The organism is Minwuia sp. IMCC3009 (assembly GCF_029909415.1).
Taxonomy (GTDB): Bacteria; Pseudomonadota; Alphaproteobacteria; order Minwuiales; family Minwuiaceae; genus Minwuia.
The window spans coordinates 1,884,280-1,906,376 of record NZ_CP123781.1 but is presented as its reverse complement, the minus strand read 5'-3'; the positions used below and the strand labels follow the sequence as shown (position 1 = coordinate 1,906,376).

19 protein-coding genes and 1 pseudogene are annotated in these 22,097 nt (G+C 64.6%); 9 read left to right on the top strand and 11 right to left on the bottom strand.

The window, feature by feature from the left end; all coding sequences use genetic code 11:
- The first annotated feature begins 1 nt into the window (after position 1).
- Both QGV55_RS08955 and QGV55_RS08950 read left to right on the top strand, forming a co-directional pair.
- Positions 2-1,642: an AMP-binding protein gene (locus tag QGV55_RS08955; RefSeq protein ID WP_281017163.1), complete on the top strand. Its 1,641-nt coding sequence runs from the start codon at positions 2-4 to the stop codon at positions 1,640-1,642.
- A complete protein-coding gene (locus QGV55_RS08950; RefSeq protein WP_281017164.1) occupies positions 1,639-3,171 on the top strand; it encodes an acetyl-CoA acetyltransferase in 1,533 nt (510 codons plus the stop codon). The genes QGV55_RS08955 and QGV55_RS08950 overlap by 4 nt, the downstream gene beginning before the upstream one ends.
- Before the next feature lie 28 nt (positions 3,172-3,199).
- Here the strand turns inward: QGV55_RS08950 and QGV55_RS08945 are convergent, their stop codons facing one another.
- From QGV55_RS08945 to leuA, 5 genes are all read right to left on the bottom strand, one after another.
- Positions 3,200-3,751, bottom strand: coding sequence for a histidine phosphatase family protein (locus QGV55_RS08945; RefSeq protein WP_281017165.1), 552 nt, complete (start codon positions 3,749-3,751; stop codon positions 3,200-3,202).
- Between the two features lie 49 nt (positions 3,752-3,800).
- Positions 3,801-5,492, bottom strand: coding sequence for an amidohydrolase family protein (locus QGV55_RS08940; protein ID WP_281017166.1), 1,692 nt, complete (start codon positions 5,490-5,492; stop codon positions 3,801-3,803).
- 56 nt (positions 5,493-5,548) lie between these two features.
- The gene (locus QGV55_RS08935; RefSeq protein WP_281017167.1) at positions 5,549-5,989 is read right to left on the bottom strand and encodes a hypothetical protein; all 441 of its coding nucleotides are present in this window, start codon (positions 5,987-5,989) and stop codon (positions 5,549-5,551) included.
- Entirely contained in the window at positions 5,986-7,218 is a 1,233-nt protein-coding gene (locus tag QGV55_RS08930; protein ID WP_348637707.1) for an MFS transporter, read from the bottom strand. The genes QGV55_RS08935 and QGV55_RS08930 overlap by 4 nt, the downstream gene beginning before the upstream one ends.
- 130 nt (positions 7,219-7,348) lie before the next feature.
- Positions 7,349-9,040, bottom strand: coding sequence for a 2-isopropylmalate synthase (gene leuA, locus QGV55_RS08925; protein WP_281017169.1), 1,692 nt, complete (start codon positions 9,038-9,040; stop codon positions 7,349-7,351).
- Between the two features lie 368 nt (positions 9,041-9,408).
- On the opposite strand from leuA, the gene QGV55_RS08920 reads away from it, so the two are divergent.
- From QGV55_RS08920 to tatC, 4 genes are all read left to right on the top strand, one after another.
- Positions 9,409-10,452, top strand: a complete 1,044-nt coding sequence (locus QGV55_RS08920; RefSeq protein ID WP_281017170.1) for an ABC transporter ATP-binding protein — start codon at positions 9,409-9,411, stop codon at positions 10,450-10,452.
- A 73-nt stretch (positions 10,453-10,525) separates the two neighbouring features.
- Complete coding sequence (locus QGV55_RS08915) at positions 10,526-10,738, top strand: twin-arginine translocase TatA/TatE family subunit (RefSeq protein ID WP_281017171.1); 213 nt, start codon at positions 10,526-10,528, stop codon at positions 10,736-10,738.
- Between the two features lie 47 nt (positions 10,739-10,785).
- Positions 10,786-11,253 (top strand): Sec-independent protein translocase protein TatB, encoded by a 468-nt coding sequence (tatB, locus tag QGV55_RS08910; RefSeq protein ID WP_281017172.1) that lies wholly within the window; start codon positions 10,786-10,788, stop codon positions 11,251-11,253.
- Positions 11,253-12,089, top strand: a complete 837-nt coding sequence (gene tatC, locus QGV55_RS08905; protein WP_281017173.1) for a twin-arginine translocase subunit TatC — start codon at positions 11,253-11,255, stop codon at positions 12,087-12,089. Before tatB ends, tatC begins: the two co-directional genes overlap by 1 nt.
- Before the next feature lie 28 nt (positions 12,090-12,117).
- Here tatC and QGV55_RS08900 read toward each other — a convergent pair whose 3' ends face one another.
- Entirely contained in the window at positions 12,118-12,663 is a 546-nt protein-coding gene (locus tag QGV55_RS08900; protein WP_281017174.1) for an Hpt domain-containing protein, read from the bottom strand.
- Positions 12,664-12,773: 110 nt separating this feature from the next.
- On the opposite strand from QGV55_RS08900, the gene QGV55_RS08895 reads away from it, so the two are divergent.
- Positions 12,774-13,706: an MJ1477/TM1410 family putative glycoside hydrolase gene (locus QGV55_RS08895; protein WP_281017175.1), complete on the top strand. Its 933-nt coding sequence runs from the start codon at positions 12,774-12,776 to the stop codon at positions 13,704-13,706.
- Here the strand turns inward: QGV55_RS08895 and lpxK are convergent.
- Genes lpxK through QGV55_RS08880 form a run of 3 tightly spaced genes read right to left on the bottom strand, consistent with a single transcriptional unit; the run spans position 13,660 to position 17,814 of the window.
- The gene (gene lpxK / locus QGV55_RS08890) at positions 13,660-14,682 is read right to left on the bottom strand and encodes a tetraacyldisaccharide 4'-kinase (RefSeq protein WP_281017176.1); all 1,023 of its coding nucleotides are present in this window, start codon (positions 14,680-14,682) and stop codon (positions 13,660-13,662) included. The two genes, QGV55_RS08895 and lpxK, sit on opposite strands and share 47 nt — an antisense overlap.
- Positions 14,679-15,956: a 3-deoxy-D-manno-octulosonic acid transferase gene (locus tag QGV55_RS08885; RefSeq protein ID WP_281017177.1), complete on the bottom strand. Its 1,278-nt coding sequence runs from the start codon at positions 15,954-15,956 to the stop codon at positions 14,679-14,681. The genes lpxK and QGV55_RS08885 overlap by 4 nt, the downstream gene beginning before the upstream one ends.
- 4 nt (positions 15,957-15,960) lie before the next feature.
- Complete coding sequence (locus tag QGV55_RS08880) at positions 15,961-17,814, bottom strand: ABC transporter ATP-binding protein (protein WP_281017178.1); 1,854 nt, start codon at positions 17,812-17,814, stop codon at positions 15,961-15,963.
- A 195-nt stretch (positions 17,815-18,009) separates the two neighbouring features.
- Here QGV55_RS08880 and QGV55_RS08875 point away from each other — a divergent pair, with 195 nt between their 5' ends.
- A complete protein-coding gene (locus QGV55_RS08875) occupies positions 18,010-19,221 on the top strand; it encodes an FAD-dependent oxidoreductase (RefSeq protein WP_281017179.1) in 1,212 nt (403 codons plus the stop codon).
- A 28-nt stretch (positions 19,222-19,249) separates the two neighbouring features.
- Positions 19,250-19,564, top strand: coding sequence for a 2Fe-2S iron-sulfur cluster-binding protein (locus QGV55_RS08870; protein ID WP_281017180.1), 315 nt, complete (start codon positions 19,250-19,252; stop codon positions 19,562-19,564).
- 73 nt (positions 19,565-19,637) lie between these two features.
- On the opposite strand, the gene rimO is transcribed toward QGV55_RS08870, so the two are convergent.
- Together rimO and ugpC are read right to left on the bottom strand one after the other, a co-directional pair.
- The gene (gene rimO / locus QGV55_RS08865; RefSeq protein ID WP_281017181.1) at positions 19,638-20,987 is read right to left on the bottom strand and encodes a 30S ribosomal protein S12 methylthiotransferase RimO; all 1,350 of its coding nucleotides are present in this window, start codon (positions 20,985-20,987) and stop codon (positions 19,638-19,640) included.
- 39 nt (positions 20,988-21,026) lie between these two features.
- A pseudogene (gene ugpC, locus QGV55_RS08860) lies at positions 21,027-22,085 on the bottom strand (sn-glycerol-3-phosphate ABC transporter ATP-binding protein UgpC).
- Positions 22,086-22,097: the final 12 nt, after the last annotated feature.

Here is a 22,097-nt window from a genome sequence, read left to right as displayed (position 1 = left end):
GATGACACTGACCATCGGAGAGGTGCAGGAGGCAATTGCCGCTGCGCTGCCGGATCGCGAGGCCATCGTGCATGGCGCGCGACGCATCAGCTACGCGGAACTGACCGACAGGACACGTCGGCTGGCCAACCTTTTCCTGGCGCACGGAATCAGCATCCATACGGATCGCGAGGCTCTTCAGGGCTGGGAATCCGGGCAGGATCATGTCGCGGTGCTGATGCACAATTGCCCCGCGTACATCGAGACCTTGCTGGGTGCTTACAAGGCGCGCGCCGTGCCCTTCAACGTCAATTACCGCTATGTGGCGGAGGAGATGGCGTATTTGTTCCGCGACGCCCGGCCCAGGGCGATTGTCTATCAGGCGAAGTTTGCCGCCGTACTGGCGGAGGTTCTGCCCCGGATCGCACCGCCGGTGCTGCTGCTGCAGGTGGCGGATGGTTCCGACGCGGCCCTGCTGCCGGGGGCGCTCGATTACGAGGCCGCGCTTGCTGATTCCACCGCCACGAAGCCGGATGTGACGCCGTCGCCCGACGACCTCTACTGCATGTACACCGGTGGCACGACTGGGATGCCGAAGGGCGTGCTGTGGCGACAGGAAGACTGTCTTGCCGCCAACCTGGACGGACGGGACCGGCATGGCGTGGCGATTCCGGACATTGCCGCGTACGTCGCGCGGGCACGGAAACGGACACACAACATCGTGCTGCCTGCACCGCCCTTCATGCATGGTGCGGGCTGTCAGACAGCACTGTCGGCGCTCTGCTCCGGCAATACGGTGGTCATCTCGAACGTGCCGGACAGGCTGGACACGGACGATCTGCTGGACACCATCGCGCGGGAGCGGATCACGATGCTGCTGCTGATCGGCGACGCCTATGGTCGCCCGCTGGTGCAGGCCGCACGGGACCGGGATCATGACTTTTCCAGCCTGAGCCTAATCGTGAACACAGGCGCGATCATGTCCCCGGCAACCAAGGCCGAACTGCTTCGCCTGGCACCCGGCGCGCGGGCCGTCGATGCCCTTGGCGCGTCGGAGAGTGGACCGCAGGCCATCCAGGTCACAGGGCCGGAAGACGATACGGGGGCCGCGTCGTTCCGGATTGCCGACGATGCGGTGGTCCTGAGTGCCGACATGACCGCCGAGCTGGCGCCGGGACACGAAGGTCTTGGCTGGCTGGCCAAGAGCGGTGCCGTTCCGCTGGGTTATCTGAACGACCCGGAGAAGACGGCGAAGACATTCCCGACAGTGAACGGCATCCGTTATGTCATCCCCGGCGACCGGGTGCGGTTGCTGCCGGGCGGCTTGCTGGAGTTTCATGGCCGCGAGTCCTTCACCATCAATTCGGGCGGGGAGAAGATCTTCGCCGAGGAAGTGGAACAGGCGATCAAGCATCACCCCGACGTTGCCGACGTGGTCGTCACAGGTCGGCCCAGCGAACGCTGGGGGCAGGAAGTCGTGGCCATCGTCCAGCCGGCCAATGGAGCCACGCCCGACCGGGCGGACCTGCTGGCGGAGGCTGAACGGCACATCGCGCGCTACAAGCTGCCGAAGGCCTTCCTGTTTCTCGACGCCATCCAGCGTGGACCCAGCGGCAAGACCGATGCGAAGTGGGCGCGCGCCAGGGCAGGGGATGCAACATGATCCGTGACGACACACCCATCCTGATCGGCGTCGGTCAGGTCACGGTTCGCGATGAACCGCTGGACGCGCTTTCCACGCCGATGGACCTGATGATCGGGGCGGCGATCCAGGCCGCTGACGATGCCCATGTGCAACGCCGCACGCTGGCCAGTCTGGATGCCGTGGTGGTGGTGAAGAGCTTCCGGGAGCCGATGCGGAATTCGCCCGCGACCCTTGCCCGGCATCTCGGTGCGACGCAGGCGGAAGCCTGGCTGACACCGGACGGCGGACAGGCCCCGCAGGCCCTGGTCAATCGTTTCGCCGCCGAGATCGCGGCAGGGCGCAAGCGTTTCGTGCTGCTGGCGGGGGCGGAGGCGATGGACAATGCCCGCCGCCTGATCAAGTCCGGCACCAAACCGGACTGGAGCCAGCCCGCCGACCGGGACGCGGACCTGCTCTGGCCCGACAAGCCCATGGTGACGGCGCATGAACGGGCCCATGGCATCTGGGCCGCCACCAACAATTACGCGCTGCTGGAGAATGCCTACCGCCATCATGCGGGTCACAGCATCGACGGACATCAGATGGCCATGGGCGAACTGTTCGCCGGCTTCACGGATGTTGCGGCGGAACAGGCCCATGCCTGGTTCCCGATCCGGCGCACGGCGGCGGAGATCGCTGAGACCGGTCCGAAGAACCGCTTCGTCGCCTGGCCCTACACAAAGTTCATGAACGCCATGAACCAGATCAACCAGTCGGCGGCGCTGCTGATGACCTCCGTGGGGGAGGCGCGGCGGATGGGTGTGCCGCAGGATCGCTGGCTGTTCCTGCACGGCTGCGCCGACACTACGGAACTCTGGTACATGCATGAGCGGCAGAACTATTTTGCCTCTCCCGCCATGCGCCTGATGGCCGAGCGCGCCTTTGCCATGGCCGGGCGCAGCATCGACGACATCGACCTGATCGACATCTATTCATGCTTCCCCAGTGCCGTGCAGATCGGACGCGATGCACTGGGCATTGCCCATGGCGATCCGCGCCCGCTGACGGTTACCGGTGGCCTGCCGTACCATGGCGGGGCGGGAAACAACTACTCGATGAATGCCATCGCCAACATGGCCGACCGCCTGCGCGCCGCCCCGGGCCAGCTCGGACTGGTCACGGCGAACGGTGGCTATCTGAGCAAGCACGCTGCCGGTATCTGGTCCACGGAACCGGTTTCGGGCGACAGACCGTGGCAGCGGGAGGATTCGGCCAGCTATCAGCCGCAGATCGACGAACTGCCGCGTCCCCCGTTCACCGAAACGCCATCAGGCACGGGCGAGATCGAGACATGGACGGTCACTTTCGACCGCAGTGGCGAACCGACCGGCGCGATCATCATTGGCCGACTGGGTGCCCATGATGACCCGCAGGCGACGCGTTTCGTCGCCAATGCAGCGGATGACCGGGCCTTGTTGCGCGCAATGACGGAGGCGGATCTGGTGGGTGTCTCCGGAACCGTGACGGTCAACGAAGCACAGGGGCGCAATCTGTTCACGGCGGGCTGAAACCCGTTTCAGCGCCCGCGGTTGCGCCTCACAGATCCAGCGTATGCACTTCCGCATTGTTCAGGAAACGGTCGATCAGCATGTAGAAGAAGGTGCCGTGGCCGACGACGGCGATGTGTTCCTCCGGGCGGCTGGCGATCCAGCCACGGAAGCGTTTCACCCGGTCCATCAGCACGTCCTGCGGCTCCCGGATGAACGGTCCGTCGTGGCCGTCCTCCGTATGCCACCAGGGATCATCCAGATGATCGAAGGTCAGGTGCGGGAAGTCGTTCACCAGCTCGGCGGGTGACCGGCCGACATCGCAGCTTGCCGCCAGATGCTCCCGGTGAATGGCCTCCACCTGCACAGGCAGTTCACGCCCGCCGAAGGCCCCCATGCTGGTCTGGATCGCACGGGTGAAGGGGCTGGTGACCACCAGATCAACCGGCACATCGGCCATCTGGCTGCGCAGCTCCGCCACCTGTTCCTGGCCGAGGTCGGACAGGGGGGCATCGAACAGCATCGGATCGACGCCGGTCAGCGACATCTGTGCGTTGAAGGTCGACTGGCCATGGCGGATCAGGTGGACGGTACGGGCCACGCGGCTCCTCCGGAAAAGTCTGGTTGCTGGCTGTCAGTACGGCGGGTGATCAGCCCCGGATCAACCGACCGGGGCGATTGCCGGTCAGCTCGCTGTTGTTCAGCGTCTCGATACCCGAGACGAACGTGTGGCGATAGCCACTGGAGCGCTGGATCAGGCGTTTTCCGCCGGCAGGCATGTCGTAGACCACCTCCGGCTTCAGGGCGCGCAGGTTGTCGAAGTCGATGACATTGATGTCTGCCTTCATGCCCGGTGCCAGCAGCCCGCGATCCGTGAGGCCATAGGTGAGGGCGGTATCGCGCGTCTGCTTCTTCACCAGATGGGGCAGGGGAATGCCTTCGCCGCGTTTCCGGTCGCGTCCCCACAGGGTCATCAGCGTCGTCGGCGAACTGGAGTCGCAGATCAGGCCCACATGCGCACCGCCATCGGCCACGCCGCAGACCGTCTCCGGGTCCAGCAGCATCTCCCGGATCACATCCAGGTTGCCCGCGTTGTAGTTCTCGAACGGGTACAGCATGATCGCCTTGCCGTCCTGTTCCATCAGCATCTCCAGCGCCTTGGCCCAGGGATCGACCCCTTCGCGCTTCGCCAGCGCGGCAATGCTGTTCGCGAGGTCGGGTTCGTAGTCCAGCGGTTCCTGCAGGCGGCAGGCGCGGGTCATGGCGAAGTCCATCCACTTGGTGTGGCCGTTGTCCGGCCGCTCATTGATCAGGCGATCCCGCAGGTCGGCGTCACTGTTCAGCCGCTGATAGCGTTCCGCCGGCGTCAGGTCGGCCAGAGCCCGCCAGGTCCGGTGGGTCATGAAGGGATGCACGGAGGTTTCCAGCCCCATCAGGATTCCGATCGGGCGGCTGGAAACCTGGCCATTCACCTTCTGCCCGGCCGCGTTGGCGGCACGGATCCCGGCACGGGTGTCGAGCCAGCGATCCGGTGCATTGTCGACCTGGATCAGCAGCACCGAGAGAGGCCGCGTGGATTCGGCGGCCACGGCCCGCAGGGTCTCGAAATCGCCGGGTTCGAAGTCGGAATTCACCTGGATGATGCCACGACCTGCACGCTTCATCGCATGGGCCAGCCCGACCAGTTCCGGTTCCCGCGCGGTCAGCGAAGGGGTGAAACGCCCGTCCGCCGCCTTGTGCTTGATGGTGCGCGACGTGGAGAAGCCCAGCGCACCGGCGCCTAGCGCTTCCTCCAGCAGCAGGCCCATGCGCTTGATCTCGTCTTCCGTCGGCAGGGACCCGTGATCCGCGCCCCGGTCGCCCATGCAGTAGAACCGCAGCGCGGCATGGGGCACCTGGGTGCCGATATCCATGGTGCGGTCGGTTTCGGCCAGCACGTTGAGGAAGTCGGGAAAGCTCTCCCAGCGGAAATCGATGCCTTCGGACAGCACGATCTCGGGAATGTCCTCCACCCCCTCCATCAGGTTGATCAGATAGGGCTCGGAGCCGGGTTTCACCGGCGCGAAGCCGACACCGCAATTGCCGAAGACGGTGGTGGTTACGCCATGCCACGAACTGGGCGTCAGGTCCGCGTCCCAGGTCGCCTGGCCGTCATAATGGGTGTGTATGTCGACCCAGCCGGGGGTCACGAGCGCGCCGTCCGCCTGCACTTCCCGTGTCGCCGGGCCAGCCTTGCCCTCGACGGAGACAATCACCCCGTCCTTCACCGCAACATCCGCCGTGCGCGGCGCGCCGCCGCTGCCGTCGATGACCGTGCCGCCCCGAATGACCAGATCGAACATGTCTGCCTCCCCTGACAATTGCCGGGGATCATACGGCGCGGAGGGCAGCGGCTCAATCAGGCATGCAGAGGGATGGGCATGCGGTCAGGGGCGACGAAGCTGTAGCGGGCGGTGTCGGAGAAGAGATGCTCGCGGCTGTAGTGCGTCAGCATGATGTCCTGCATCAGCAGGCGCGGATTGGCATCGATGAAGGCATCTGCCGATTCCGCAGGTACCGGGTCACTGTGCATGAAGTGATGCACGGCCAGTATCCAGGCGCGCGTGACCGTCTCATGGTACTTCGCCGCCGGATCGACACCCAGATGCGCCAGCAGGTTCGTGATGGCTGCCTTCATGCGGACGCAGGCCGTCTCCGGATCGGAAGTGACCAGATAGATGTAGGCCAGCCGGATATGCTGGCGATGGCGGAAGTCCGCCGGGGCGACACGATACGCCTCGAAGTCATCGCGCCAGGCCAGATCCGCTTCGCTTGCCTGATGGAGGGCTTTGCCTGTCATGGTGTGATCCTCAGCTTGCCGGGCACCGTTCGCACCTTGCGCGGTGCCGCGATCCAGATAGCAAGCGCCGAAACGATGGACAAGCCGATGGCCAGCATGAAGGCCATCCGATAGCTGCCGGTCGCGTCGTAGATCATTCCGGTGACCCAGGGTCCGGCGGCGCCGCCACTGATCAGGGCGACCGAGAGGACACCGAAGATGGAGCCATAGTGCGGTCCCTCGAATATCTCCGCCACGATCGGTCCCATGACGGATGTCACCGCATAGCCCAGGCACCCCTGCGCAATGACCATGACATAGAGGAGGAAGGGCGATGGCTGGTTCTCCAGCGCGATCAGGGTCACGAAACAGATCAGGAAGCCCAGGCAGCCGAGGCTCCAGACCGCTTCCCGTCCCACCCTGTCGGACAGCGCGCCCAGGCCGATCTGTCCCGGAATCGCGACGATGCTGACCAGGCCAAGTGCCCACCCGGCCATGATGGGGTCGAAGCCGGATTCGATCAGGAAGGTCGTCTGATGCACCTGCACCGCATACCAGGTGTAGGTCGCCATGAAGAATCCGAACGCCAGCCACCAGAACCGCCCGGTGCGCAGGGCACGGGCAAGCGTCCAGTCCTGTGCGGCCCATTCCCGGTCAACGATGTTGTCGCGCGTCGTCTCGCCCGCCTTCGGGATAGGAAGTGGGATACCGTCCGGCACCTGGCCGATGTCCGCGGGCTTGTGGCGGACCAGCAGGTTCAGCGGTGCGATCAGGCAGACGACCATCAGGCCCATCGCCCAGCAGGCTTCGCGCCAGCCGAGGTCGATGATGATCGACTGCAGCAGCGGCAGGATGATGATCGCCCCGACACCCACCCCCGAGAAGGCGATGGAGATGGCCAGGCCACGCCGACGGGCGAACCAGTTCGGCAGGTAGAGGGACTGGGCGGTGAAGGTCATCATGTTGGCCCCGCCGCCGACCAGCACGCCCAGGGTGGCGTAGAGGTGCCAGGGGACCGTCATCATGGGGGCCAGGAACAGTCCGGCGGCCAGCAGCACCACCCCGCATTCGATCACCAGCCGCGGGCCGTAGCGGTCCATGGCCCGCCCGACGATGGGGCTGAGGATGGCGGAAACCAGAAAGCCGAAGGAGAAGGCACCGGCGACCAGTCCCCGGTCCCAGCCGTACTCCGCCGTCAGAGGCGGCAGCATCAGGGAGAAGCCGGTGCGCGCGCTGACGCCGATCGCCATGGTGATGAAGGCCACGCCGATGACGATCCAGCCATAGAAGAATGGCAGGCGCGCGGACCAGTGGGGCACGGGCGCGTTCACCGGCGTGGGGCGGGCGCAGCGTTGTCGCGCTGCACCCGTTCCTTGCGCATCAGCCGCTGACCGTCGAGAGACGGTTCACGGCGGAGACGATGGCCTTCAGGGAGGCCGTGGTCGTGTTCTCGTTGATGCCGACGCCGAACCGCTGCTCCCCATGTGCATTGGCCAGACGGATGAAGCAGACCGCGCGGGTGCGCGACCCACGCTCGCTGGCGTGGATGGCATGTTCGCGATAGTCGGTCAGGTTGGCATTGATCCCGAACTGTTCCTTCAGCCCGGTGAAGAAGGCATTGATCGGACCATTGCCTTCCCCGGAGATCGCCACCGATTCACCACCATGGCCAACAACCGCCGTGACGACGGAATTGCCGTCGACCGTGTCGGACGATGCGACCTTGTAGGACTCGAGCGTGAAGGGGGTGTCGGTCTCCAGATAGGTCTTCTCGAAGGTCTCGAAGATGTCATCACCGGACATTTCCTTGCCCGTCGTGTCCGTGATCTTCTGCACCACCTGGCTGAACTCCACCTGCAGCAGACGGGGCAGTTCGATGCCGAAGTCATTCTCCATGATGTAGGCAACGCCACCCTTGCCGGACTGGCTGTTGACCCGGATGATTCCTTCGTAGGCACGACCCACATCCATCGGATCGATGGGCAGATAGGGGACTTCCCAGAGACCGTCGTTGGAACTGCGTACAGCCGTCATGCCCTTCTTGATCGCGTCCTGGTGCGATCCGGAGAAGGCCGTATAGGCGAGTTCGCCCGCATAGGGGTGGCGCTGGTGCACCGGCAACTGGTTGCAGTGCTCTGCCACCGCAATGGACTCCGTGATGTTCGTGAAATCCAGTTGCGGATCAAGGCCCTGGGTGAACATGTTCAGCGCCAGGGTGACCAGATCCACGTTGCCCGTGCGCTCGCCGTTGCCGAACAGGGTACCTTCGATCCGGTCCGCGCCGGCCATCACGCCCAGCTCCGTCGCCGCAACGGCGGTGCCGCGGTCGTTGTGCGGATGCAGGCTGAGGATCACCGAATCCCGGTCACGCAGGTTCCTGTGCATCCATTCGATCTGGTCCGCATAATAGTTGGGCGATGCCATCTCCACCGTTGCAGGCAGGTTGATGATGATCGGGTTCTCCGGGGTCGGTTCGAACACGTCCATCACCGCGTGGCAGACGTCTCGGGCATACTCCAGTTCCGTGCCGGTGAAGCTCTCCGGGCTGTACTCGATCCGCACGTTCTGGCCTTCCAGCGTCGGGATCAGGCTCTTGACCTTCTTCGCGCCCTCGACCGCGATCTCCGTGATGCCGTCCTTCTCCAGCCCGAAGACGACCCTGCGCTGTACGGTGGAGGTCGAGTTGTAGAGGTGGATGATGACGTTCTTCGCGCCCTTCACGGCCTCGAACGTCCGTTCGATCAGGTGATCGCGGGCCTGCGTCAGGACCTGGATCGTGACGTCGTCCGGGATGAGGTCGTGGTCGATGATGTGGCGCACGAAATCGAAATCGGTATCGGAGGCAGCGGGAAAACCGACCTCGATTTCCTTGAAACCCACGGCGAGCAGGTGACGGAAGAAGCGCAGCTTCTTGTCGCCGTTCATCGGCTCGATCAGGGCCTGGTTGCCGTCACGCAGATCGACGGAGCACCAGATCGGTGCCTTGTCGATGGTCCGCGTCGGCCACTGCCGGTCAGGCAGGTCGATCTGCGGGAAGGCGCGGTACTTGTGGGTATTGGGCATGCTTGTCATTGGTTCGGTCTCCGGATGCTCGGCGCATGTTCACGTCAGTTCCGGCTCAAGCGCGCCACTGACGCCAGTCCTGGCAGTGGGGCAGCGCGACGGGCGGGCCGGTATGGGTTCTGGTGAATCGCTTGAAGGAAATCTCGGGGTCCTGAATTACGGGACCCCACGCACAGGGGCTTTACCCGACTCTAGCTGAGAGCCGGGATACCTAGGTCGAGGCCGATTAGGCGAATGTGGACCGGTGCGTACATGCGGCGAACGTTAGCCACGGACCGGTTAACCGTCAATTACCAAAAGAACGATTGTCGCCGTCGCGACTTGGCTTCCGAACCGCGAGCGACTATCAGGAAGCAGATCATGCAGGCGGAGCAACCTTGACCACCTTGTCATTCCAGAACGTCAGTCACCGGTTCGGGGACTTCCAGGCCGTGGACGCGCTGTCGCTGGAGATGGCCGAAGGGGAGATCGTCTGCCTGCTGGGTCCGTCCGGCTGTGGCAAGACCACCAGCCTGCGTCTGGCCGCCGGACTGGAAACCCTGCAGGAGGGCCGGATCAGCATTGATGGCCAGACGGTCGCGGAGCCGGGATTCAGCGCCCCGCCCGAGACCCGTCGCATCGGCATGGTGTTTCAGGATTATGCGCTGTTCCCGCATCTGAGCGTTGCCGACAATGTCGGCTTCGGACTGCCTGCCGCGTCGCGCAAGGCGCGTGTGGCCGAAGTGCTGGCGCGTGTCGGACTGCAGGAACGCGCCGGCGTTTTTCCGCACCAGCTCTCGGGTGGCGAGCAGCAACGGGTCGCCCTGGCGCGGGCGCTGGCTCCGGCGCCGCGCCTGATGCTGATGGACGAACCCTTCGCCAATCTGGACGTGACCCTGCGCAATGCCGTCCGTGACGAAACGCTGGCGCTGCTGAAACGCCTGGGCGCGACGGTGATGCTGGTGACCCATGACCCGGAGGAGGCCATGCGCATGGCCGACCGGATCGCCGTCATGCGGGCGGGAAAGCTTGTCCAGTTCGGCCCCGCGACGGATGTCTATCTCAAGCCCGTGAACCGTTTCATGGCGACATTCTTCGGTGCGGCGAATGACATTCCGGCGATGGCGGAGGGGGATCGGATCACCACCGCCTTCGGCGTGCTGCCCCAGCCGGACGGCATGCGCTCGGGACCTGTCGAGATGCTGGTCAGGCCGGAAGGCGTCATGCTGGGCGGGCAGGGGAATGAGGACCTGTCGGCAGAGATGACGGTTGCCGACATCCGGCTGATCGGTCCCTACTGGCGGGTGAAACTGACCGGTGCCGGGCTGCCCAACCTGCGGGCGCGCACGATCCATCGTCCGCCGCCTCCGGGAAACACGGTACGTGTGGCATTCGATCCGGAGCGCGTAATCCTTTTCCCATCTGGTACGGATGGCCTATAAGGACCACATGAGAAGTTCCCCGGTCGCCAATCGGGCGGGGGCAACACGAAACTGATTTATGGGAGTTTCCCCTATGGGTTCATTCAGCATCTGGCACTGGATCATCGTGCTGGCGGTCGTGCTGATCCTCTTCGGCGGCGGTGGCAAGATCTCCCGTCTGGCAGGCGATCTGGCCGGCGGCATCAAGAGCTTCCGCAAGGGCATGAAGGATGAGGATGCCCCGGAGGGCAGTGAGCAGCAGCACGCCAAGGTTTCCGAGGAAAAGGACAAGGCCGCACAGGGCTGATTCCGCACCTGGTCCCGCGACCCTGAACAGACGGCTGGACTGCAAACATGCTTGATCTCGGTTGGACGGAACTGCTGGTTATCGGCATTCTGACCATCCTCATCTTTGGTCCGAAGGAACTGCCGGTTGTCTTCCGAACCGTCACGCAGTGGCTGGGGAAGGCGCGCTCCGTCGCGCGTGAATTCCAGCGCACGGTCGATGACATGGCACGTGAGACGGAACTGGACGAGATCCGCAAGGCGGCGAAGAACGCCGCATCCGAGATGAACACCATGGTGGATCCGACCGGCAGCATGGACGGCCTGTTCGACGATCCGGACAAGCCGAAGTCAAAGCCGAATTCCGCGTCCCAGCCCCAGTCGATGCCGGACACCCCCCGCCCGGATACGCCCCGCGAGCCATCGGGCGTGAATGATGCTCCGGCGGTCGGCAGCACTTCCACGGTGGCCGAGACGCCCGCGACCGCGGAGCCGGAGAAGGCGCCAACCCCTGAGCAGAAGGGCGGACAGGCCTGATGTCGGAGAGCGCGAAGATCGGTGGGCCGGGGGACGATGTTCTCGACGACGATGATCCGGAATCCGGCAAGCAGCCGTTGCTGCAGCACCTGATCGAGCTTCGCAACCGTCTGCTCTATTCGGTGGCGGCCATCTTCGTTGCCTTCATCTTCTGCTTCATCTTCGCGGAAGACATCTATGCGGTGCTGATGCGCCCGCTGGTGGATGTGCTGGGGGAGGATTCGGGGCGTCGGATGATCTTCACCGCCCTGCATGAGGCCTTCTTCACCTACATCAAGGTCGCATTCTGGGCGGCCTTCATCCTGGCCTTCCCGATCATTGCCTCGCAGATCTACATGTTCGTGGCGCCCGGACTTTATGACAACGAGAAGGGCGCGTTCCTGCCCTTTCTGGTGGCGACCCCGATCCTGTTCATCATCGGCGGCAGCATGGTCTATTTCCTGGTCATGCCGCTGGCCTGGGAATTCTTCCTGTCATTCGAGGCGCCGGGATCACATGGGGAGCTGGCGATCCAGCTCGAGCCAAAGGTGAATGAATATCTCAGCCTGGTGATGAAGCTGATTTTCGCCTTCGGCCTGTGCTTCCAGCTTCCGGTGCTGCTGACGCTGCTGGCCAAGGTCGGTCTTGCGTCCGCAAGTGGTCTCAGGGCCAAGCGCAAGTACGCGATCGTCGGCGTGTTCGTGGTGGCGGCCGTCGTGACGCCGCCGGATCCGATCAGCCAGCTTACCCTGGCGATCCCGATCATCGTGCTCTACGAGATCTCGATCCTCTGCGCGGTCTACGTGGAGAGGAAGCGCCGCGAGAAGGAAGCCGCACTGGACGCGGAGCAGGCCTGACGGGGCTTCCGGGTAGCTCGCTGGGCCTCTACAGGCTCGCCCTGACGGTCTTCTTTCCGATCAACTCGTGCAGGCTGCGCACGATTTCCTGACCTGTCGGATCATCGCTGCCCTTCACGTCGAAGCGCAGGATCGCATGCAAGGCCTCCATATGTGCCATCAGCACGGGAATGTGATCGAGCGACAGGTCATCCTGACTGTCGAGGAAATTGCAGAGGTTGTCGGCAACGGAGGTCAGCAGGGTATAGCCAAACGTGCTGCCCTGGCCCTTCACGTTGTGGGAAATGTCGTAGATTTTCTCCCGCTTGCCCGCGAGTTCGTCGTTGCCCTCGACACATTCGGTCAGGATGCCGCGCAGTTCGGCCACGTCCTCCAGCGCCCAGACACGGAATTCGCCGGCCATCTCCTGAATGGCCATCTCCGCCTCCTTGACGAGGGCCGGATCAACTCTTTCACCGGGGCCGGTCTTGGCACGGAGCGTATTCGGCACATGTATGATCTGGTGTTCGCCCGCGACGAGTTCGCCCATCGGATCGGCATCGTCCAGGTCGGTGTCGATTAGGGAGGCCGTCATCATCTGCTCCGGCAGTGGGTTTCCAGGTTCGTGCTTGCAAACCTTCTTAACCGTGGCCCGGTAAAGATTGTCATAATGGATAACCCCCGAAATGCGGAAGGAGAGGCGGCATGTGCTGGATTCGGACAAGGCTGCTTCTGATGGTGCTGGTGATGACTATGGCAGGTGGCGGTGCACGGGCGGACCTTTCGGGCGTACGGCATTTCACCTACTGGCTGGCCAATCCCAGCCCCGCGCTGATCTCGGCGAGCGGCTTCGACATGGCGGTCGTCGACTATTCCCGTGACGGTTCGGGTGGGCAGGCGTTCAGCCGCGAAGACGTGGCCCTGATGCAGCGGAAACCGGACGGGGAGCGCCGTGTGGTCCTTTCCTATCTGTCGGTGGGGGAAGCGGAGGACTACCGGTTCTACTGGAAACCGGAATGGTCGACGCAGGCCCCGTCCTGGCTGGAAGCCGAAAACCCGGACTGGGAAGGCAATTTCAAGGTGCGCTACTGGGATCCGAACTGGAAACGCATCATCTTCGGCAGTCCCGATGCCTATCTGGACCGCATCATCGCCGCCGGGTTCGACGGTGTGTATCTCGATATCATCGACGCCTACTGGTACTTCCAGGAAAAGGGTCGGGAAACGGCGGCGAAGGAGATGACGGATTTCGTCATGGAACTGGCGGCCTATGCACGCGCGAAGGTGCCCGGATTCCGCATCGTGCCGCAGAATGCGGAGGATCTGATGGCCGATCCGGCCTATCTGGCCACTGTCGATGGTTTGGGGAAGGAAGATGCCTTCTTCGGCTGGGACGGCGATGGCGTGCCGAACGCCGACGAGTCTACGGCCTGGATCATGCAGCACCTGAAACTGATCACCGATGCAGGCAAGCCGGTGTTCCTGATCGAGTATCCCTCAGATCCCGACCGGATCCGGGAGGCCTACGGGAAGGGCCGTGATGCAGGGCTGATACCCTATGCAACGGTCAGGGCACTTGACCGCATGGTGGTCAATCCGGGTCTCGATCCGGCCGTGCCGGGGCTGCTTGGGCGATAGATCCTGCAGTCAGGGGCAGCAGTAGGGATTCCAGCATGTCGGGGCGCTGGAACTCGAGATGAATATCCACGGGCCTGAACAGGTCCCTGGCCACTGCGGGCAGACGTACATGGTCCTTGGCGGTTGTCACGGGGATCGCGTCCAGGGATCGCGCGCGGTCAACGGCGCGCAAGATGTCGTCGCCGCTGAAGACATGGTGATCGGGGTGGGCCAGCAGGTCCATCACCTGCGCCCGCATTTCCAGCAGGGTCTCCGCGAACTTGTCCGGTCGGCCAATTCCGGTCATGGCCACCACCCGCTGACCGGCCAGATCCATGGCGGAGCGGTCGGGCACGATGTGGGCTCTCAGCACCGGCAGGCTGGTGCGTGTGATGGCGCCGGGAACCATGCCGTTGCCAATGGCGATGACGGCATTGGCGCGTGCCAGCCCTTCCGTTGCCGGTTCCCTGAGCGGACCTGCCGGGATCACGCGCCCATTGCCGAGACCGAATCCCAGATCCACCACGATGATCGAAAGATCCCGCGCCAGGGAGGGATTCTGATGCCCGTCGTCCATCAGGATCAGATCCGCGCCCTCAGCCGCCAGCTTCGCCCCGGCCACTCGGTCGGCGGCGATGAAGGTCGGGGCAATGCGGGCGTGCAGCAGGGCCTCGTCCCCGACCTCGGCCACGCCGTGACTGGCCGGGTCGACCCTGTGTGCGCCGTTGGAAGAAAGCCTGCCGCCATGTCCACGCAGCAGGATATGGACAGTCCTGCCCTGCGCCTGGAACCAGATAGCCAGCGCCGCAACCGTTGGGGTCTTGCCCGCACCGCCCGCGGTCAGATTGCCGACACAGATCACAGGCACGGGCGCACGCCAGGGCCTTGTCCTGCGGCGTCGCAGGCGTGTTGCCGCTGACCAGAGCCAGCTTGCCGGCGTCAGGGCCGGGGCGATCAGGGAGCGGCGACCGCCCTGCCAGAAGGCCGGGGCCTTCACGGCAACGGTTCCGGGGGCAGGAAGGGGCCGATCTCCGCCAGAACCCGCGACAGCACCCCATCGTGGGCCGCCGTCGTCTCCAGACAGCGTGATCTGGCAGCGGCAAGCTCCTCAGGCGTCGTCAGCAATTGCCGGACGGTTTCCGGCAGCATGGCGGCATCATCCACCCGGATCATGGCGCCGGCTGCCTGCATCTCCTCGGCCACAGCCTGGAAATTGTCCATCGCGGGTCCGCAAACGGGCACGACACCCAGACGCGCGGCCTCCAGCAGGTTCTGGCCCCCGTGCGGGATGAAGGAGCCACCGATCACCGCCAGTGGTGCCAGCCGGTAGAACAGGCCGAGTTCCCCCATGGTGTCCGCGAAATGGACGGCGCAATCCGCATTCGGGTCTTCACCCTGACTGCGAAAGGAGAGCGACATCCCCTTATTCATGAACGCCTTTGCCATGTCGCTTGCCCGCACGGGGTGGCGCGGCACGACGATCAGCAGGGCGTTTGCATCATCCTGCATCAGATGCCTGTGCGTGGCAGCGAGTGCCTCTTCCTCACCAGGATGCACGCTCGCCGCGATCCAGACCGTCCGGTCCCCGACACGGGTCCGCAGGCGGGCGAGTTCCGTATTGTCCACCGGCAGTGGTTCGGCAGCATGTTTCAGGTTGCCCGCTTCCGTCACAGTCCCCGCATCCAGTGCCCTGAACCTTGCCGAATGCTCCGCTGACTGGCTCAGGATCAGGGCGAACCGGCGCAGCAGGCCGCTTATCAAGGGGCGTATCAGCTTCCAGCGGCCGAAGGATCGCGCGGACATGCGCCCGTTGAGCAGGATCAGGGGCTTCCCGGTCCTGTGCATGGCTCGGATCAGGCCGGGCCAGAGTTCACTCTCCACCCAGAAGGCGGCATCCGGGCGCCAGTGCGCGATGAAACGCGCGGTCGCACCGGGCAGATCCAGCGGCACGAACTGGTGGAATGCGCCGGCGGGCAGGCGGTCCTGCAACAGTCTGGCCGAGGTGACGGTCCCGGTCGTCACCAGAATGGCGATGTCGGGGCGGTCGGTTCTCAGCCGGGCGATCAGGGCGAGCACGGACTGGGCCTCCCCCACACTCGCCCCGTGAATCCAGATCAGGGGTCCTGCGGGGCGCGCCATCCCCGCATGGCCCAGACGTTCGCCGGTACGTGCCGGGTCTTCCTTGCCCTGTTTCAGACGATGGCGCAGCAGGCCGGGTGCCAGAGGCGTCAGCAGCGCCCCGACCCCGCCATAGAGCAACTGGCCGACCAAGACCTCAGTCCGCGCCGACAGCAGCCGCCCCGGCGGATGCGGGCATCTCGCCCGTGCTGTCAGCATAGAGTTCGGCGTAACGGCCGTTGCGGGCGAGCAGTTCGCCGTGCGAGCCGCTCTCGGCGACCTGGCCATCCTCGATCACATAGATCCGGTCGGCGTTCACGACGGTGGTCAGGCGATGCGCCACCATGATGGTGGAGCGTCCTTTCGCCAGGCGGGCGAGGGCGGCCTGCACCTTGCGTTCCGATTCCGTGTCGAGCGCCGAGGTGGCCTCGTCCAGCAGCAGGATCGGGGCGTCGCGCAGCATGGCCCGCGCGATGGCGATGCGCTGCCGCTGGCCACCACTCAGCCGGAACCCGGCCGCACCGACGACGGTCTCGTATCCCTGCGGCAGGTTCTGGATGAAGCCGTGCGCGTTGGCCGCAATTGCCGCCGCCTCGATCTGGTCCGACGTGGCGTCGGGTCGGCCATAGGCGATGTTGGCGCGAATGGTGTCGTCGAACAGGGCCGTATCCTGTCCGACGAAGCCCATGGCGGCGCGCAGGCTGGCGGCGCTGACCTGGTCCACAGGCTGGCCGTCGATCTCCACGGTGCCGGAACTGGTGTCGTAGAAGCGGGCGGTCAGGTTCAGGATGGTGGACTTGCCGCCGCCGGAACCACCGACCAGGGCGATGGTCTCACCGGGCTGGCAGTCCAGGCTGATACCGCGCAGGGCCGCCGTGCCGTCGGGGTAGGCGAAATGCACGTCGCGGAAGCGGACCTCGCCACGGTCCACCTTCAGTTCGCGACCATTGGAGCGGTCCTCGATCTCCGGCAGGCCGTCGATGGACTGGAACAGGCGGTCCGCGGCGGCGAGGCCGGATTGCAGCGCGGCGGTCAGCTTGCCCAGGCGGCGGATCGGCTGTGCCATCATCAGCAGCGCGGTCAGGAAGGCGAAGAATTCACCCGGCGTCATGTTGCCCGCGAGCACCCGGTGTCCGCCGAAGTAGATGATCGCGGCGATCGCGATACCGACGAAGACCTCGATCAGCGGCGTGATCAGCGACCGGGCACGCAGGTTCTTGATGAACATGTTCTCCCGCGCGTCCATCACCTGCGAACCGCGTTCCACCTCATAGGCTTCGCGGCCATAGGCCTTCACCTGTCGCACACCGGAAAGCGTATCGTCGAGGAAGGAGGAGAGGGAGCCGGAGGTCTGCTGGATGCCTTCCGAGGACTTCCGCGACAGCCGCCCGATCCGCAGCATCGGCAGTGCCGTCGCGGGCAGGATCAGGGACGCGATCAGTGCCATCTGCCAATCCTTGGTGAACATCACCACGATCAGGAAGACAGCGGTCAGCATGTCCTTGCAGAGCGCGACCGTCGTTGTCGCCAGCGCCTCCCGCAGCACGACGGTGTCGGTCAGGAATCGGCTGATGAACTCGCCCACCGTTTCCAGATGAAAGAACCGCAGATCAGCGCGGATCAGGCGACGGTAGAGATGCTTCTGGATGTCCGTCACGACCCGGAAGCCGACAGCCCGTATCGTGAAATGCTGCAGGTAGGTGGAGACGGCCAGGACGCAGAAGATGCCGATCATGATCAGCGGGATGACGACGAGCTGGCTCTCGTCGCCGTTGATGAAGATGTCGTCGATCACCGGCTCCAGCTGATGCACGATCAGCGCCGTGCAACCCGCCACCAGGATGACCGCAATGATTCCGATGATCAGCTCGGTCAGATACTGCGTCACATACTCCGACCAGATTCGCCGGATCAACACACCGGTCGAGGCACGTGCCCGCTTTCCCGGTGCCTCTGGCGCAGGTGGTGTGGGCGTCGCATCCTGTGCGTCACGGCTGTTGGTCTCGGTCAACGGATCGGGTTCCCTGAATTGTCTGGGGCGGCGAAACATAGCAGCATCAACCGCAGTCGTCCGCCCCACCAACGCGGCGACTGATCGCACCCCACGCGGCGGGTTCCACTTGGGTGCGGCCTTGGGTATGTACAAGGGGCCGGTCGCGCATGTCAGGTGACAGCGCGGCGCCCGCGCGATGAAGGATCCAGGCGCATGAGCGAGCATATTGTGATTGTCGGAGCCGGCCATGCCGGGGGCACGCTCGCGACCCAGCTTGCCCGGGCAGGGGACCGCTTCCGCATCACCCTGATCGGCGCGGAGAACTGGCCGCCCTATGAGCGCCCGCCGCTGTCGAAGCAGTTGCTGATGGGAGAGGTGCCGACGGAGAAGGTCTTTCTGCGGCCGGAGAGCTTCTACGCCGACAAGGGCGTCGATCTTCGGCTGGGGACCGAAGTCACGTCGATCGACAGGGCAGGCAAGACAGTCACGCTGGCGGGCGGCGAATCGCTCGCCTACGACCGGCTGGCACTCTGTACGGGCACCGCGATCCGCGAGATTCCGGTGGCCGGGCGCGATCTGCCAGGGGTTCACTATATTCGCACCATCGACGACACCCTCGCGATCCGGGAGAAAGCCGGGTCCGGCGCCAGGGTCGTGATTGCCGGTGGTGGCTACATCGGGCTGGAGGCTGCGGCAGCGCTGCGCAAGCTTGGCTGCGACGTGACCGTGATCGAGATGATGGACAGGGTCATGGCGCGGGCGGTGGCGGAGCCGGTGTCGCGCTTCTACGAGGCGGCCCACCGGGCCGAAGGGGTGCATATCCTGCTGGAGACCGGTGTTGCGGAGATCGGCGGAAACGGCAGGGCCGAGTACGTGGCGGACAGCCATGGCCATGTGCATCCCGCCGACATCGTGCTGGTCGGCATCGGTGTCGTGCCGGTGGTCGCGCTGGCAGCTGATGCGGGACTGGCGGTCGATGACGGCATCGTCGTCGATGCACGGGCGCGGACGTCCGATCCGGACATTTTTGCCGCCGGGGACTGCACCCGGCATCCGAACGCGCTGCTGGGCCAGACCGTGCGACTGGAATCGGTCCAGAATGCCGTCGATCAGGCCCGCTGCATTTCGAACGAACTCACCGACAAGGGCGCGGACTATGCGGAGGTGCCCTGGTTCTGGTCCGACCAGTATGACCTGAAGATGCAGATGGCTGGACTGCCCGCCCCCGATGACCAGGTGGTGGTGCGCGGCGGCCCTGACAGCCGGTCCTTCTCCGTCTTCTACCTGCGGGACGGCAAGGTCTCCGGCGTGAACGCCATCAATGTCGGCGCCGACTATGTGCGCGGGCGCAAGTGGATCGGGGAGGGGCGCACGGTCGATGCCGCCCGTCTTGCCGACACCGAAATACCGATCAAGGAAGTCTGATACTCATTCCAGGGAGGGCCCGGACAGCATGCCGGTCATTCACATCACCAATCGCGCTGGCGCGGAATCAACGCTGGAGGCCGAGAGCGGCATCTCCATCATGGAGAACCTGCGCGACAACGACTACGAGATCGATGCGATCTGCGGTGGCTCCTGCGCCTGTGCCACGTGCCACGTCTATGTCGATGAAGCCTGGGCGGCAAGGCTGCCGGCACAGGATGACGACGAGAAGGGCCTGGTCGAGGACGAGCCGACCTACAAGCCAAATTCCCGCCTGTCCTGCCAGATCGAGATGACCGACGCCCTGGACGGCCTGAAACTCACCATCGCGCCGGAGGCCTGAGATCTGAACGGGAGCGACTGATCTGAACGGGGTCAACTGATCTGCGCGGACGGGGGCCAGCGACGGACCCCTCTCAGACCAGCTGACCCCAGAGGTCGTAGTGGTCCGCCTCGGTGATCTCGACGCGGACCATGTCACCGGGTTCCAGTTCGGTTTCGCCATTGATGAAGACGCAGCCGTCAATGTCGGGCGCATCGGCCTTGGATCGGGCGATGGCGCCGTCCTCATCGACCTCGTCGACCAGCACCTCGTATTCCCAGCCGATCTTCTGCTTCATGCGCTGTTCGCTGATGGCCTGCTGGGTCTGCATGAACCGGTGCCAGCGCTCTTCCTTCACTTCTTCCGGCACCGGGTTCGGCAGGTCGTTCGCGGCTGCCCCGGCGACAGGCTCGTAGCGGAAGCAGCCGACGCGGTCCAGTTGCGCCTCCTGCAGCCAGTCGAGCAGGAACTGGAAGTCCGCCTCCGTCTCGCCCGGGAAACCGACGATGAAGGTGGAGCGCAGGGTGAGGTCCGGCACGTCATGGCGCCAGCTCCGGATCCGGTCGAGCGTCTTTTCCTGCGCGGCCGGGCGGCGCATGGCCTGCAGCACCGTCGGGCTGGCGTGCTGGAACGGGATGTCGATGTAGGGAAGGATTTTCTCCTCCGCCATCAGCGGGATCAGCCGGTCCACATGCGGGTAGGGGTAGACGTAGTGCAGTCGGACCCAGACACCGAAACGGCCCAGCGCCTCGGCCAGGTCGAACACATGGGCATTGATCTGCTCCCCATGCCAGGGGGTTGATGCATGGCGGATATCCACGCCATAGGCCGAGGTGTCCTGGGAGATCACCAGCAGTTCCTGCACACCGGCCTCGACCAGTCGCTCCGCCTCATAGAGCACCTTCGCTGCTGGTCGGCTGACCAGCTTGCCGCGCAGGTCAGGGATGATGCAGAACTTGCAGGAATGATTGCAACCCTCTGAAATCTTGAGATAAGCATAGTGGCGTGGAGTCAGTTTCAGGCCTGCTTCCGGGACCAGGTTGAGCCAGGGTTCGTGGGCGGGCGGCACATGGGCGTGCACGGCCTCGACCACCTGCTCGTACTGATGCGGCCCGGTGACGGCCAGAACGCCGGGATGGCTCTGGCGGATCGCGGTCTCGTCCACGCCCATGCAGCCGGTGACGATCACGCGACCGTTCCGGGACATGGCTTCGCCGATGGCCTCCAGGCTTTCCGCCTTGGCGCTGTCCAGGAAGCCGCAGGTATTGACGATCACGGCGTCCGCATCGGCGTACTCGGGCGAGAGCTCATAGCCCTCCGCCCGCAGCGAGGTGATGATCCGTTCCGAATCCACCAGGGCCTTGGGACAGCCCAGGGAAACGATGCCGATCTTCGGCGCGGCGGAGCCGCGGCCGGAAGCTGTCTTGTCAGATGCTGTTGTCATGCGCGCGCTTCTACGCGAGGTCGCGCCGCAGGGAAAGGGTCAGATCGCACGGCCTGTCTGCTGATCGAACATGGACACCGCCTCCGCCTGGACCTCGATGTTCAGGGTGTCGCCGGCGGACAGACGGGAATGGCGGGGCAGCCGCACACATAGCCGTGCTTCGTCCCGGACCAGATGGGCGATCTGATCCGCACCCAGTACCTCCACATGCTCCACGGTCATGGCCGATCCCGTGTCGGCGTTGCAGGGCAGGACATTCTCCGGCCGGATGCCGATCTGTATCTCCAGTCCCGGAGATACCGGTCGGGGCAGGGGCAGGCGCAGACCGGGCGCGATGTCCGCCTGCCGGCGATCATCACAGACGGTCGCCGTCAGCAGGCTCATTGGCGGGGCACCGATGAAGCCCGCAACAAAGCTGGTGGCCGGGCGTTCGTATATCTCGTCCGGCGTTCCCACCTGTTCGGCCACACCGTTGTTCATGACAACGATCCTGTGGCCCAGGGTCATGGCCTCCACCTGATCGTGGGTGACATAGAGCGACGTGATCCCCGTCTCCTGCTGAAGACGGTGGATCTCCAGCCGGGTCTGCACGCGCAGACGGGCATCGAGGTTCGAGAGCGGTTCATCGAACAGGAAGACGCGGGGCTCGCGGATGATGGCACGTCCCATCGCGACCCGCTGACGCTGGCCACCCGACAGCTCGCGCGGCTTCCTGTCGAGCAGATGCCCCAGTTCCAGCATCCCGGCGGTTCGCCTGACACGTTCGGCGATCTCCTCCTTCGGCAGGCCGCGGATCTTCAGACCGTAGGCCATGTTCCGCTCCACCGTCATGTGCGGATAGAGGGCATAATTCTGGAAGACCATGGCGATGTCCCGCTCCGCCGGTTCCAGGTCATTGACGACCTTGCCATCGATCAGGATCTCGCCGCCCGAGATGATCTCCAGTCCCGCCACCATGCGCAGCAGCGTGGACTTGCCACAGCCGGACGGTCCCAGGATGACGATGAATTCGCCCTGCCGGACCTGCAGGTCGATGCCGTGAACGACCTAGTTGGCACCATAGGACTTCTTCACGCCACGCAGTTCGATGGTGCTCATGTGTCTGCTTTC